Source organism: Vibrio sp. D431a (genome assembly GCF_030248655.1).
In the GTDB taxonomy this organism is placed as follows: Bacteria; Pseudomonadota; Gammaproteobacteria; order Enterobacterales; family Vibrionaceae; genus Vibrio; species Vibrio alginolyticus.
Genome location: NZ_JAHGAP010000028.1, coordinates 15,498 through 29,474 on the forward strand (window position 1 = coordinate 15,498; position 13,977 = coordinate 29,474).

General features: G+C 46.8%; 12 protein-coding genes. 9 read left to right on the top strand and 3 right to left on the bottom strand.

Annotation, left to right across the window (positions count from 1 at the left end; all coding sequences use genetic code 11):
• Nucleotides 1-4 precede the first annotated feature (4 nt).
• The 3 genes from KJB35_RS22725 to ggt all read left to right on the top strand — a co-directional run bounded on the left by KJB35_RS22725 (nucleotide 5) and on the right by ggt (nucleotide 3,431).
• A complete protein-coding gene (locus KJB35_RS22725; protein ID WP_213908269.1) occupies nucleotides 5-802 on the top strand; it encodes an AraC family transcriptional regulator in 798 nt (265 codons plus the stop codon).
• 91 nt (nucleotides 803-893) lie between these two features.
• On the top strand, nucleotides 894-1,553 hold the full coding sequence (locus tag KJB35_RS22730; protein WP_017633799.1) for a LysE family translocator: 660 nt from the start codon (nucleotides 894-896) through the stop codon (nucleotides 1,551-1,553).
• Nucleotides 1,554-1,664: 111 nt separating this feature from the next.
• Nucleotides 1,665-3,431: a gamma-glutamyltransferase gene (gene ggt, locus KJB35_RS22735; RefSeq protein ID WP_213908267.1), complete on the top strand. Its 1,767-nt coding sequence runs from the start codon at nucleotides 1,665-1,667 to the stop codon at nucleotides 3,429-3,431.
• Between the two features lie 982 nt (nucleotides 3,432-4,413).
• On the opposite strand, the gene uvrD is transcribed toward ggt, so the two are convergent.
• Nucleotides 4,414-6,588 (bottom strand): DNA helicase II, encoded by a 2,175-nt coding sequence (gene uvrD / locus KJB35_RS22740; RefSeq protein ID WP_005378778.1) that lies wholly within the window; start codon nucleotides 6,586-6,588, stop codon nucleotides 4,414-4,416.
• Between the two features lie 281 nt (nucleotides 6,589-6,869).
• On the opposite strand from uvrD, the gene KJB35_RS22745 reads away from it, so the two are divergent.
• The 4 genes from KJB35_RS22745 to KJB35_RS22760 all read left to right on the top strand — a co-directional run bounded on the left by KJB35_RS22745 (nucleotide 6,870) and on the right by KJB35_RS22760 (nucleotide 9,323).
• Nucleotides 6,870-7,130, top strand: a complete 261-nt coding sequence (locus KJB35_RS22745) for a DUF2282 domain-containing protein (RefSeq protein ID WP_005378779.1) — start codon at nucleotides 6,870-6,872, stop codon at nucleotides 7,128-7,130.
• Between the two features lie 99 nt (nucleotides 7,131-7,229).
• Nucleotides 7,230-8,102 carry a DUF692 domain-containing protein gene (locus KJB35_RS22750; protein ID WP_005378781.1) on the top strand — a complete coding sequence of 291 codons (873 nt, stop codon included), beginning with the start codon at nucleotides 7,230-7,232 and terminating at the stop codon, nucleotides 8,100-8,102.
• Nucleotides 8,099-8,857, top strand: a complete 759-nt coding sequence (locus tag KJB35_RS22755) for a DNA-binding domain-containing protein (protein WP_005378782.1) — start codon at nucleotides 8,099-8,101, stop codon at nucleotides 8,855-8,857. Before KJB35_RS22750 ends, KJB35_RS22755 begins: the two co-directional genes overlap by 4 nt.
• A 10-nt stretch (nucleotides 8,858-8,867) precedes the next feature.
• Complete coding sequence (locus KJB35_RS22760; protein WP_005378784.1) at nucleotides 8,868-9,323, top strand: DoxX family protein; 456 nt, start codon at nucleotides 8,868-8,870, stop codon at nucleotides 9,321-9,323.
• A gap of 31 nt (nucleotides 9,324-9,354) precedes the next feature.
• Here the strand turns inward: KJB35_RS22760 and KJB35_RS22765 are convergent, their stop codons facing one another.
• Together KJB35_RS22765 and KJB35_RS22770 are read right to left on the bottom strand one after the other, a co-directional pair.
• Nucleotides 9,355-9,636, bottom strand: a complete 282-nt coding sequence (locus KJB35_RS22765) for a hypothetical protein (RefSeq protein ID WP_213908268.1) — start codon at nucleotides 9,634-9,636, stop codon at nucleotides 9,355-9,357.
• 91 nt (nucleotides 9,637-9,727) lie between these two features.
• Complete coding sequence (locus tag KJB35_RS22770; RefSeq protein ID WP_005382927.1) at nucleotides 9,728-10,921, bottom strand: multidrug effflux MFS transporter; 1,194 nt, start codon at nucleotides 10,919-10,921, stop codon at nucleotides 9,728-9,730.
• A 107-nt stretch (nucleotides 10,922-11,028) separates the two neighbouring features.
• On the opposite strand from KJB35_RS22770, the gene KJB35_RS22775 reads away from it, so the two are divergent.
• Nucleotides 11,029-11,970 carry a LysR family transcriptional regulator gene (locus tag KJB35_RS22775; RefSeq protein ID WP_005378791.1) on the top strand — a complete coding sequence of 314 codons (942 nt, stop codon included), beginning with the start codon at nucleotides 11,029-11,031 and terminating at the stop codon, nucleotides 11,968-11,970.
• A gap of 203 nt (nucleotides 11,971-12,173) precedes the next feature.
• Nucleotides 12,174-13,964: an aminopeptidase P family protein gene (locus KJB35_RS22780; RefSeq protein ID WP_285359000.1), complete on the top strand. Its 1,791-nt coding sequence runs from the start codon at nucleotides 12,174-12,176 to the stop codon at nucleotides 13,962-13,964.
• The last annotated feature ends 13 nt before the right edge of the window (nucleotides 13,965-13,977 follow it).

The window sequence follows — 13,977 nt, forward strand, 5'->3', positions numbered from 1 at the left end:
TTTAATGGAACATATTCAGTACTACGCAACCGACCATGACAACTTGAGTCTAATAGAGGCGAAATACCAGAAATTTGCTTTTCAAAGGCATTACCATCTGGATTTTCATCTCGGCCTGATCACGCATGGTGCGCAGAAGTTCCAATACCAAGGTAACAGCCACCAAGTTGGTCATGGGCAAATTGTGATTATGCCGCCGGATGAGCTGCACGACGGGCAATCTAAGCTCGAGAGTGGCTACGAAGTAAATGTGTTTGCGATCGAACCTCACCTATTGAGCGATCTAGCCGATCTTAAGAAAAACGGTCAAATAATACACTTCAACGAACTGATCATCTCGGATCCCCAGATATTTTCACAACTTAGTAACTTACACGGGCTACTTCGTCGTGAAAACCTCAGCCAACTCACTAAAGATTGCCTTCCTTTTGAAGGATTTAACCAACTTTTTGATCGCTACGGATCGCTTGAGCGACAAAAAGTGGTGCCGCTAGGAAACCAATCGCTTGGGACGTTAAAAGATTATCTAATGGCTAACCTTGACCAAGCGGTGCGTTTGGATTCACTTTCAGAGCTGTGCCATCTGAGCCCAACTCAGTTCCAGCGCCACTTTAAAGCGCAAACCGGCATGACGCCTTATGCGTGGTTCGCACGCCTGCGCCTTGAACAAGGCATGAAGTTACTGCAAGCTGGTCAATGTGGTACCGACGTCGCCCACCAGATCGGTTTCTACGATCAAGCGCATTTCAGCAAAGCGTTTAAACAGACCTACGGCGTTTCCCCTTCTCAAGTGGCTCGTTAATTTCATTTACCGAGAAAGCTGTCAGTTTTTTACAAGCGCCACAGGTGACTTACCACGACAATAGCCGCATTGGTTAAATTTGAGATGTGTTATGAATGAATCCACCATATTGCTGACACTCGCCAGCATTCACTTTATTGCCCTAATGAGTCCAGGTCCGGACTTTGCGCTGGTCGTACAAAATGCGACGCGTCATGGTCGTCAAACTGGCTTGTACATTGCGTTGGGATTGTCCGTCGGTATTTTGCTGCACTCTTTGTTCAGCCTGACAGGTGTGAGTTTTGTCGTCCACCAGCACCCAGTGCTGTATTCCGTGGTACAACTGCTCGGTGGTAGTTACCTGCTCTACTTAGGAATTGGCGCATTGCGTGCCGTGATCTCGATGATCCAAAACCCACAGACGGATCAACCTAAGAAGCAAAATAACCTAGTGATCAGCAATAAGCGTCAAGCGTTTGCTAAAGGGTTTGCGACCAACATTCTTAACCCAAAAGCCCTGGTGTTCTTTGTCAGTTTGATGTCGAGTTTAGTCCCAGCAGGTATGTCGATTACTGGCAAAGGTATTGCACTGGTCATCCTGTTTGGCTTGTCGCTATTCTGGTTCTCTAGCCTTGCATGGATGCTGTCGACACAGCGCTTACAGCGTAAATTGCAACAAGCGGGTATCTACATCGACGGTCTATGCGGCGTGGTATTTACTCTAGTGGGCGGCAGTATTCTATACCAAACTATCAATACTTTTATCGGATAAAGTACTGATTTAAAAGCGTAGCACAATCGACATTTCTAAGATTGCTGACTCGACGTGACTCTCCATAACTGCCAAGCTCAAAGCACAAAACTGGCAACATGGAGAGTCATCATGCATTGGACGTTCAACCGACTCGTGACCACGGGTCTTTTTCTTACTTCCCCACTCGTCTTATCTACCCCAACCTTTGCTAACCAAGCAGCAGATGCAGTTGCGCCGGAGCACAGCACTGGCTTCGAGCAAAAACAACTGGTCAAAGCGAAAGATTATATGGTTACCGCTGCTAACCCAATTGCAACCCAAACTGGTGCGGATGTTATTGCCCAAGGTGGTAATGCTATTGATGCTATGGTTGCCGTGCAGCTGATGCTGGGCTTGGTAGAACCGCAATCATCAGGTATTGGTGGTGGCGCCTTCTTAGTTTATTGGGACAGTGAGAAACAAAAACTGACTACGTATGATGGACGCGAAACCGCACCGCTCGCCGCGACGCCGAAACTCTTTTTAGACGAAAAAGGACAACCCCTACAATTTTACGATGCGGTTGTCGGCGGGCGCTCCGTTGCCACTCCTGGTACAGTGAAACTGCTGTGGGACACGCACCAGAAATACGGCAAGTTGGAATGGAAGAAGATCATCCAACCCGTGATTACCTTGGCTGAGCAAGGTTTCGAAGTCAGTCCTCGCCTCGCGAGTCTGATTGAGAAAGATACTAAGCGCCTATCACGCTTCCCTGCGACTAAGGCTTACTTCTTCAATCCAGACGGCTCACCAAAAACCGAAGGCACGTTGTTGAAGAACCCTGAATACGCGCAAACTCTGACGGCAATTGCAGAGCAAGGGGCAAAAGCTTTCTATCAAGGCGATATCGCCACAGACATCATCAAGACCGTACAAAATGCACCGGGCAATCCTGGCGTATTGGCACAACCTGACTTTGATGCGTTCCAAATCAAGCAACGTGAACCGGTTTGTGCGGCTTACCAAAGCTATGACATCTGCGGCATGGGACCACCTAGCTCTGGCGCATTGACGGTTGGACAGATTCTCGCGATCACCGAGCAATACGATCTTAAAGGTTGGGGAGCCGAAAGCGCAAAATCATGGCAAGTGATCGCCGATGCATCGCGCCTTGCGTTTGCGGATCGCGGTAAGTACATGGCTGACCAAGATTATGTGCCAATGCCAACCGAAGGCTTGCTTGATAAAGATTATCTCAAACAACGTGCTGAGCTCATTCAAGTCGGTAAAGCCTTGAGTAAGGTTGAAGCCGGCAACCCTCCTTGGTCGCACGCGATGAACTTAAGCATGGACCAATCGATCGAGTTGCCTTCCACCAGCCATTTCAATATCGTCGATAAGCAAGGCAATGTGGTTTCAATGACAACAACCATCGAGAACGCCTTTGGCTCACGCTTGATGGTGCGTGGCTTCTTGCTCAACAACGAACTGACCGATTTCTCTTTCCGCACGCATCAAGATGGTGTGCCAATCGCGAACCGCTTAGAACCGGGAAAACGCCCACGCTCCTCCATGGCACCGACCATTTTGATGAAGGATGACAAACCTTACATGGCTATTGGCTCACCGGGTGGTAGCCGCATTATTGGTTACGTCGCACAAGCCATTATCGCCCACACGCAATGGGATATGGACATCCAAAGCGCGATTAATCAGCCACGATTGCTGAACCGTTTTGGCACCTTAGATATTGAGCAAGGTACCGCCGCAGAGGGCTTACAGCCAGCTCTGGAGAAGATGGGTTTTAAAACCGATGTTCGGGATTTGAACTCTGGTCTGCATGCGATACGCATAACAAAAGACGGTCTTGAAGGCGCTGCGGATCCAAGACGTGAAGGTGCCGCTATCGGGCAGTAAGAGTCTTTCGCTCGACCCCTTGTGCGAGATCTCTCACAAAGGGTTGAGCAAACCTCTCTTTTTTAATGGTAAAACCGTACAGCAAATCGCATAAGCCATTGAATTTAATACTCATGTATCTTTTTTGAACGCTAAGAGAGTTAAAAAATGTGAGATTAGCCCGTTGTTGGAAATCGTTAAACACGTAATATTAAACCTGTCGGAAGGATGCTGACACGGAACAGGAAACACCACGGACTTGGTGAACTTCAGGAAGAAGAAACGGTTATTCAGGATGAATAGTCGGGCATGGATTGCAAAATTGGACATTGAACGGAATCAATAGTGACTAGGATGGTTGCTACTAAGGACGGGAAATGGACACCTCTGGACGAGGCAAGGATTTGAACATCAGGATGATGTCAGGGACACCGCTCAGGGAACAAGTGATGAGAGCTAACGAGGATAGTTAGCAGACCAGGATAAGGTCATTAAGGACACCGCTAGGAAGGCGACGTAAGGATTAAGCTGACGGATTCAGCACACTATCATGGATTAGATGCATGGAGCACTCTTAGTAGCTGGATTGCTGCGAGTAAGACTATAACCCCGATGGGCGCAAGCCCTCGGGGTTTTTCTTTGCCTAAAGTTTTTCTCAGTAGATCTGCTGAAAACAGGCATTCACCCACAACGCCCACCTTTCACTTCAAACGGCATCGTTAAGTCGCGCTTTTGTACTCCATTTATCATTCCATTTTTTACTGCGTTAGCGACACCAAAACTGCACAAACAAAAAGAGCCGCCGAAGCAGCTCTTAAGTTGATGATACCAATCACAGTAAATAAGTGATCAGAAATAGCGTAGGGAAAATGCTTGAGAACAAGGCGCAATTTTTCGATAAGTAGTTATTCTACAATCAAAAATTGCAACGCAGTTATCGAGTATTTTAACAAGCTAGAATGACCAGTTATTTACTACGATTGGTATGAGTTTTGGTCAAGCCTTACAGTTTCTCTAGTCGTGCGTAAGCAGTTACCAACCATTTGATGCCTTCACCGTTAAAGGCAATCTGTACACGGCTTTGTGGACCACTGCCTTCGAAGTTGATGATGGTGCCTTCACCAAACTTTGGATGCATCACACGAGAACCTAGCGTAAAGCCGGTTTCATTAAAGCTCTCTTTCACAACAGTTTGGCTAAATCGACCACTGCTTGAAGGACGGCTAACTTGCGCCTTCATTCGTACTTCATCTAAACAAGTTTCTGGCAGTTCACGGATAAAGCGAGACGGTTTATGGTATTTATCCTGACCGTACAAACGACGCATTTCAGCATAAGTGATGTACAGTTTCTGCATCGCACGGGTCATGCCTACGTAACACAGACGGCGTTCTTCTTCTAAGCGCCCTGCTTCTTCTGCCGACATTTGGCTTGGGAACATGCCTTCTTCCACACCGACCATAAACACCAATGGAAACTCTAGACCTTTCGCACTGTGTAATGTCATGAGCTGAACCGCATCTTCAAATTCGTCCGCTTGTCCTTCGCCCGCTTCTAGTGCTGCGTGGGTTAGGAATGCCGTCAGCAGTGACATGTCTTCGGCTTCTTCTGGTTTCTCGAATTGGCGAGTTGCGGTCACCAATTCCTCCAAGTTCTCAATACGTGCCTTAGACTTTTCGCCCTTCTCTTGCTCGTACATCGCGAACAAGCCCGAGTATTTAATCACATGGTCAGTTTGGTGATGCAGCGGCATCTCTAAGGTGTCGTCTTCTAGCGCGGTGACAAGCTCGATAAAACGGCTCAGAGCACCAGCAGCGCGACCAGCAAGAACCTTCTCGTCCAACATTGCCACACTCGCTTCCCACATGGTGCAACCACGATCACGAGCCGCAAAACGGATGGTTTCAAGCGTCTTATCGCCCAAACCACGCGTTGGCGTATTCACCACACGTTCAAACGCCGCATCATCGTTACGGTTGGCAATCAGACGCATGTAGCTCAAGGCATCTTTGATTTCCTGACGTTCGAAGAATCGCATGCCGCCATAGATACGATAAGGCAGACCGGCTTGAATTAACGCTTCTTCCAGAACACGCGACTGGGCGTTGTTACGGTAAAGCATCGCAGCGTCATTCAGAGCACCGCCCTTGTCTTGCCACTCTTTGATTTTGTTCACCGCAAAACGGGCTTCATCTAATTCGTTGTAAGCGCTGTAAACCGAGATAGGCTCACCGACCACGCCATCCGTCCACAACTCTTTACCCATACGCTCGGTGTTATTCGCAATCAGGGTGTTAGATGCTTCCAGAATGGTCTTAGTGGAACGGTAGTTTTGCTCAAGACGAATGGTATTCACGCTTGGGAATTCGAGCGTAAACTTCTCAATGTTCTCGACTTTTGCACCACGCCAACCATAAATCGACTGGTCGTCATCACCTACGATCATCACGTGACACTCAGGACCCGCCATCATACGTAGCCAAGCATATTGAATGTTGTTGGTATCTTGGAACTCATCCACCAAGATGTGCTTAAAGCGTGCTTGGTAGTGTTCACGAACGAACTTGTTATCACGCAGTAGCTCATGTGCGCGCAGCAAGATCTCCGCAAAATCGACTAAACCAGCACGGTCACACGCCTCTTGGTAAGCGGTGTACAACTGTAGATATGTCTTGGTCACTGGATCATGGTACGCATCAATGTGCGACGGACGCAGACCTTCGTCTTTCTTACCGTTAATCCACCATGCCACTTGGCGTGCAGGCCATTGCTTCTCATCGAGGTTTTGCGCTTTGATCAAACGCTTTAGCAGACGCTGCTGGTCGTCACTGTCAATGATTTGGAAATCTTCCGGTAGCTTCGCATCAAGATAGTGTGCACGCAGAATACGGTGACAAATGCCGTGGAAAGTACCATTCCACATACCGCCTGCACTGCCCATCATTAGCTCTTCGATACGTCCACGCATCTCTGCCGCCGCCTTATTGGTAAAGGTTACCGACATAATTGAAAACGGAGAAGCTTGCTCGACCGACATCAGCCAAGCGATACGGTGAACAAGAACGCGTGTCTTACCACTTCCTGCGCCAGCAAGAACGAGCAAGTTTTCTAGAGGTGCTGCAACGGCTTCACGTTGTTTATCGTTCAAACCGTCGAGTAATAGAGATGGATCCATCATGATGAGAGCTACTGGTTATTTATACATAAAAACCGATTATAACCTAAACAACCGGGTGCTGTTTAGACAAAACTTGATAAAAAAATCGATGTTTTTTTGCCCAACACATCAATTAGTTATACCTATTTGACCCTGCAAACCCATTTACTTCAGAAATTTTTCTGAAAGTTTTTTAGCCAGTTTCCTATCTTTTAAGTTAAGCAAGTTGATAACAAAAACGCCAAAACAGGTGATTCATCTTGCCAACTTAAAGTAAAGGAAATCATTCAGAGGAATTTATTATGAAAAAGTCGAATCTAGCTGTTACTGCTGCTGTTACTGGTCTTCTAGCTCTTGGTGGCACAATGCTAACTGCAGCTCCAGCTGTCGCTGCTGAAAAAGAAAAGTGCTATGGCGTTTCTAAAGCAGGTAAAAACGACTGTGCAACAAAAAGCAGCTCATGCGCTGGTACTTCTAAAGAAGATAACCAAAAAGACGCATTCGTAGTCGTACCAAAAGGTCTTTGTGACAAACTCGCTGGCGGTAGCACTTCTTCTTCATAATCTTTTATCGCTAGCTATTGTGAGGATGCGTTGACGCTCAACCAACGCAAAGCCAAGACGCATCCTTCTCTTCCCGCACGATTTGAAAAGGAGTTTCACGTGAAACACCACACCTTCCACGACCTTGTTGGAGTTGGATTAAGAACCCCTCACCTCGATTACTTTAGCCAATCCCAGCCTGAGTTGTCTTGGTTAGAAATCCACAGTGAAAACTATTTCCAACCCAATGCAACAGAGCGCCATCAGCTACAAACGCTTCGCGAGCAATATCAAATTAGCTGCCACGGTATTGGTTTGTCGCTAGGTTCGGTGGAACGTGTTAGTCAAAAGCATCTTGCGCAACTTAAATCACTGATTGACTCAATCGATCCAATTCTTGTTTCTGACCATTTAAGTTGGAGTGAAAACGGCGGTCACTACTTTAATGACCTGCTTCCACTTCCGTATACGGAAGAAGCGCTCAACGTGTTCACTCGTAACGTGAATGAAGTGCAGGAATATTTGCAACGCGAGATCTTGATAGAGAACCCATCTAGTTATGTGAAGTTTCAACATTCGACCATCAGCGAATGGGAGTTTCTTACCGAAGTGCAAAAGCGCACTGACTGTCGTTTATTGCTCGATCTAAACAATGTTTATGTTTCGGCGTTCAACCACGGTTTTGATTGCGACACATACCTAGATGCGATTCCAGCCGACAAAGTGGATGAGATTCACTTGGCAGGTTTTACCATCAAACAACTCGACAAAGGTGAGATATGGATTGATACCCATAGCCGCCCAGTTAGTGATGAAGTTTGGCAACTGTTCGCGCAGTGGACAAAAAAACACGGTCCACGTCATACGTTGATTGAATGGGATTTGGATATCCCCGCGCCAGAAGTCTTATTAGGAGAAGCGCAGAAAGCATCGCAACTGCTGTTGCAAGGCACACTTCCAAGTGAACAAAGCGAACCAAGGAAGGCATCATGAATCTAGCCACCTTACAAAGCCAGTTTGCTAAAGCCCTGCACTATCAAGCGCTCGGTGAAGACTGCGATATTGCCAGTGATGAGTTTACCGCTGATGAACGCATACAAATTTACCGCAATAACTTTATCGTCAGCTTAAGCGAAGTGTTGTCCGCGACCTACCCGATGGTTGAAGCGCTGCTTGGTGAAGAATGCTTTGAACAGATAGCTCGCCAGCATGTTCTTTCTTACCCATTAAAAGAAGGAAATGTGGTGCATTATGGCGAAGGCTTTCAAGACACCATCATGCAGTTTAGTCAGGTGATCGCACAAGCACCTTACAGCCCTGAAGTCGCACGCTTCGAGTGGCATATCGACCTAGCTCGTCAAGCACAGTATGAGCAATCCAATGCAGCGGAATTAAAACCGCTTGCGTTACTTGGCGAAGTGAGTGAAGAGCAACAACCCGCTTTAGTCTTACACCTTAAAAAGGGCTGCCGCAGCTTTGACTCCAATTACGCAGTATTCGATCTATTTAGTGCGATTCAAACTGGGCAATTCGAACAACTTAATATCAACCAATTACAGCAAGGTGTCATCTCGATTCAAGCCAATGGAGAAGCCTTGTGTCACGCACTCGATGCCGATGTGTTCCAACTGCTGCAATGTTTAGAGCAGAAGCAGAGTTTGAGCGAAATACCTGAAGTTTTACTCGCTCATCTCAATCGCATCATGGCACTCGATATTGTTGACGGCTTTACATTGCAATCAATCTAAGGAGCACTCTATGACGGATACGGTTAAAAACTTAGTGAATCGGTACGACGATTTAATCAGTACCCTACAAGCTGGCTTTGTCCCTTTACTACTTCTCTTTTGTCGCTTGTGGGTAGCCTGGGTGTTCTTCAATTCAGGACTAATCAAAATCTCATCTTGGGATAGCACGCTGTACTTATTTGAGCTGGAATACCAAGTGCCAATCTTGCCATGGGAATTGGCGGCTTATTTAGGTACGGCTGCGGAGTTGGTTCTACCGGTGTTCTTGGCACTGGGATTGATTACCCGCCCGATGGCAGCAATGCTGTTTGTGTTCAACATCATCGCAGTGATCTCTTACCCACTGTTGTGGGAGAAAGGTTTTTATGACCACCAACTTTGGGGATTGATGATTCTTATCGTAATCGTATGGGGGCCAGGACCGCTGTCTTTGGACCACATCCTGAAAAAGAAAATGACGAGCTAAAAAAATCCCCGCATCATGCGGGGATTTTTTATTATTTATTCAAGTAAGCCAGTAGCTCTTCTGCTGAGATACCTTGCTGAGCGAGGTCTTTTGCCATCTTCTCGACTTGTTCATCTTTGCGTGACTCAATCACTTGCTGAAATTGGTACACGATATCACGCAAAATTGGCAGAGGTACTTGTTTCGCCGCACTACGAATACGCTCGGAGCTTTGATTACCCAGCTCATTAAGCAACTTGCCAAACATCACCTTTTCTGGTGAATCTTCCATTTGCTCTAGAATACGAGCCATTTCATACGTGGTTAACGACATTACTTTTTGAGTTCCGTTATGGTGTCAGGAAAAGTCTGAGTGACAAATATACACGCCTTACTTACATTGGAAAATACTAAATTACACTGATTTACGCTTTCGCAAAGCTCGAGTGCCAGTTCTTCCCTGCTTTTGTAAACAGAACGACCAACGCAGGTAATAGGACCCACATATGAATTGCGATCAAGGTTTGTGGATCCAGAGATAAGCGTTGCAGTGTACCCACCAACAAACCAGAGCCACTCATTTGGAACAATCCAAGCAGTGCAGCTGCCGTGCCCGCCTTATCACCAAACGGTTCTAACGCTTTCCCTGCCGCTGCACCCAGAATGAATGCAAAACCTACAGAAGACATAAAGATAGGTAACATGAAAGAAAGCGCGGTATTCTGACCATTCATCACTAGCATGATCACACCTGCGAGACCCAGAGTTGAGATCCCGGTGACCAAGGTGTTGTGAGTTCCAACGCGCTCCATAAACTTAGGCGCCAGCATACATGCCGCAATGTTTATCACCGCATTTACACCAAACCAGAAAGTGAATTCATTCATCGACAGCCCCATCCCCGTCATCAATACCGACGGTGCTGAGGTAACGTAAGCAAGAATAACCGCCATCGCCATCAAGCATAATGACGCATGGAAAACAAAAGATGGTGTGCTAAGCACTGCCCAATACCGACTAAGCTTAAACACGGCTTGCTTTTCTGTTGACGGGTTAGTCTCTTTCATCATGAAAAACATCAATGATCCAGACACCACAGCAAAACCCGCCATAAAGCTAAAGTTAGCACGCCAGTCAAATTGCTGAGTTAACCAGCTACCTAGAATTGGAGCTAAAGCCGGAATGAAACAAATCGCACCGTTAAGGTAGCTGATCATTTTGCCGCTTTTTTCCGGGCCAAAGATATCGCGAACTGTTGCAAAGGCTGCTACCGATGTCGCACACGCACCTAAGCCTTGTAGCAGTCGGGAAACCAACATCCACTCAATATTTTGAGCACTCCACGCCAATAAAGCGCTCATCGCGTAAATGGTGATACCGCCCAATGCAACAGTTCGACGTCCGAGTTTATCTGCTAGGGGACCTGCGAATAGCTGACCAACACCCATAGCAAATAAGAACCAAGTGATCGTGTCTTGTGCTAGCGCATTATCGACCTGAAAAGTGGAAGCAATAAGAGGTAAAGCAGGTAGATAAATATCAATCGCTAAAGGACTGAAAAGAACCAAAAGGGTCAATAACGCCATCTGTTTTTTACTATTAGAAAACTGGCTAGACACACAACACTCCGAATTGGATAAAGAACTTTGGGTAAAGCTTAATCATCTGATGATATGAATGGAAATGATGTATAATCATGAGCATTATTCCTCAGAGGAAATTCACTGTGAACGTCGAAAAACTGGCTCGTATCGATTTAAATCTATTGGTCTGCTTTAAAGTGCTGATTGAAGAGTTAAACGTTACTCGTGCGGCCCACCGATTGTGCTTAAGCCAATCCGCCGTAAGTAAATCACTGGCTAAACTGCGCATTCAATTTGATGACCCTCTTTTCACTCGAAACTCACATGGATTAACACCTACGCCGCGCGCATTGTTTCTTAAACCGAAACTGGATCTGTTGATAAATCAGTTAGAAGTGCTGACTCAACCCGAAGAGTTTTCTCCGCAAAGCAGTGAATACCGTTTTCAAATAGCAGCGGTAGAGAGTGTCTACCCTCTCATTCTACCCCATTTCTTACCGGCGATTTTTCAACAAGCACCTGGCGTGACAATTAGCACACACCCGTGGTCGGATAATACATTTAAAATGCTTCAACGCGGCGAACTGGATTTAGGCTTAACTGGAAAAGATATCGATATAAACGATGCCAAGCTGACTCTTCAACCACCCGATGACATTTGCGAGTTGGAAATTTATCGTGATTACCAAATGTGCATCATTCGCAAAAACCACCCTGCGTTAAAACAACCTTGGAATCTGGAAGCCTATCTCGCCCTACGCCATGTACAAGTACGTTGTGATGGCAACGACCGTTGGTTGCTAGATTACCGCCTTGCAGATATTGGCGCCGACCGCGATATTGCCGTTACTGTGCCCGACTTTAACAGTGCCGCAAGTTTATGTTCATACACCGACTTTATCTTTACTGCGCCAAGTCATTTTGTGCAACTTGCGGCCAAACAGCTTGATTTGGTCGTGCTGCCACTACCGTTAGAATTCCCACCTATGGCTTACACTTTATTCTGGCACCGAGACAGAGAAAACGACCCTGCATTAGGCTGGCTACGTACGATGATCACACAAAAAACCGATCACCTTAGATAAAAACACCGCGCTCAATTTGCGCTTAGCGGCTAAAATGAGTAGCTTAACTGTCGTAGTCCTTTTTGGCTCATCTATGGCCTAGTTGTACTCCGACTCTATTGAAGTGATTGCGAACCTCAATGGAATCGTAAACTGCATGAAGCAGATGGAAACAGCTCCCACACCTGAGCATGAAGGAGCGGTAATTTGAAGGAATAACACAGATGCACAACGATACCCAAAGCCGCGTGAATGCAATTCGCGAATGGCTAGCACAACATAATATTGATGCCCTACTTGTCCCTCATGAAGACGAGTACTTGGGTGAATACGTACCAGCGCACAACGAGCGTTTACATTGGCTAACTGGCTTTACCGGTTCTGCTGGTGCTGCGGTAATCACCAAAGACAAAGCCGCTATCTTTGTTGATGGTCGCTACACAGTACAAGTAACAAAGCAGGTTCCTGCTGATCTATTCGAATACCGTCACTTGATTGAAGAGCCTGCACTAGATTGGATTAAAGACCATCTTGCAAATGGCGCGTCTGTGGCAATCGACCCTCGCATGCACAACGCTGCTTGGCTAGACATGGCACAAGCAAAACTTGCTGGCGCACTTGAGCTTAAGATTCTCGATAGCAACCCAATTGATGAACTGTGGCACGACCGCCCTGCTCCTGTGGTTTCTGATGTTCGCCTAATGGCAACAGAAGCAGTTGGTCAGTCAAGTGAAAGCAAACGCCAAGAAATCGCAGAGCTCGTGAAAAAAGCCGGTGCAGACAGCGCAGTGATCACAGCACTTGATTCTATCTGTTGGTTACTCAACGTTCGTGGTCTTGATGTATCACGTTTACCAGTTCTGCTTTCTCACGCGATTCTGCACTCAGACTCAAGCGTGGAATACTTCCTAGATCCTGCTCGCCTACCTGCTGAGTTTGACGCTCATGTTGGTGCCGGCGTGACGGTTCATCACCCAGAAGCATTGCAAGCACGACTAGAAAACCTAACTGGCAAGAATGTACTGGTTGACCCTGCGACAAGTAACGCGTGGTTTAAGCTGGTGCTTCAAAACGCAGGCGCATCTGTGGTGAGTAAAGCTGATCCATGCCTAATGCCAAAAGCAGCAAAGAACGCAGTTGAAATCGCAGGCATGAAAGCATGTCATATCCGCGATGGCGTGGCGATGAGCAAGTTCCTATCTTGGTTAGATGCAGAAGTCGTTGCGGGTAACTTGCATGATGAAGCAACATTGGCTGACAAACTGGAAGCGTTCCGTAGCGAAGACCCGACGCTTATGGATCTTAGCTTCGATACTATTTCGGCAGCAGGTGGCAACGCGGCGATGTGTCACTACAACCACGAGAACCAACCTGAACCTGGCAAGCTAGAACTGAACACGCTTTATCTAGTGGATTCAGGCGGTCAGTACCTAGATGGTACAACAGACATCACGCGTACAATTGCGATTGGTCAGCCTTCACAAGAGATGATTAAACAGTTCACTCTTGTGCTAAAAGGTCACATCGGTGTTGCACGTGCACGTTTCCCGAAAGGTACTCGTGGTTACCAAATCGATACACTAGCTCGTCAGCACCTATGGGCGGAAGGCTACGATTACGACCACGGTACTGGTCACGGCGTTGGCCACTTCCTAAGTGTTCATGAAGGTCCAGCGAGCATTTCGAAGAAGCAAATCGACGTGCCTCTAACAGAAGGCATGGTGCTATCCAACGAGCCAGGTTACTACCGTGCAGATGCGTTTGGTATCCGTATTGAGAACCTAGAGCTTGTTGTTGAAACACCAACTAACGGTGACTTCCCTGTTCTGTCATTTGAGTCGCTAACACGCTGCCCAATCGACAAGCGCAACATCAACGTTGATATGCTAACTCGTCCAGAACTTGCTTGGCTGAATGATTACCATCAGAAAGTATGGGATGAGATCAGCCCGCTAGTTGAAGGCGATGTGAAAGAGTGGCTTCGTCAAGCAACAATACCAGTAGCACACAGCTAGAAGCTAGAAGCTA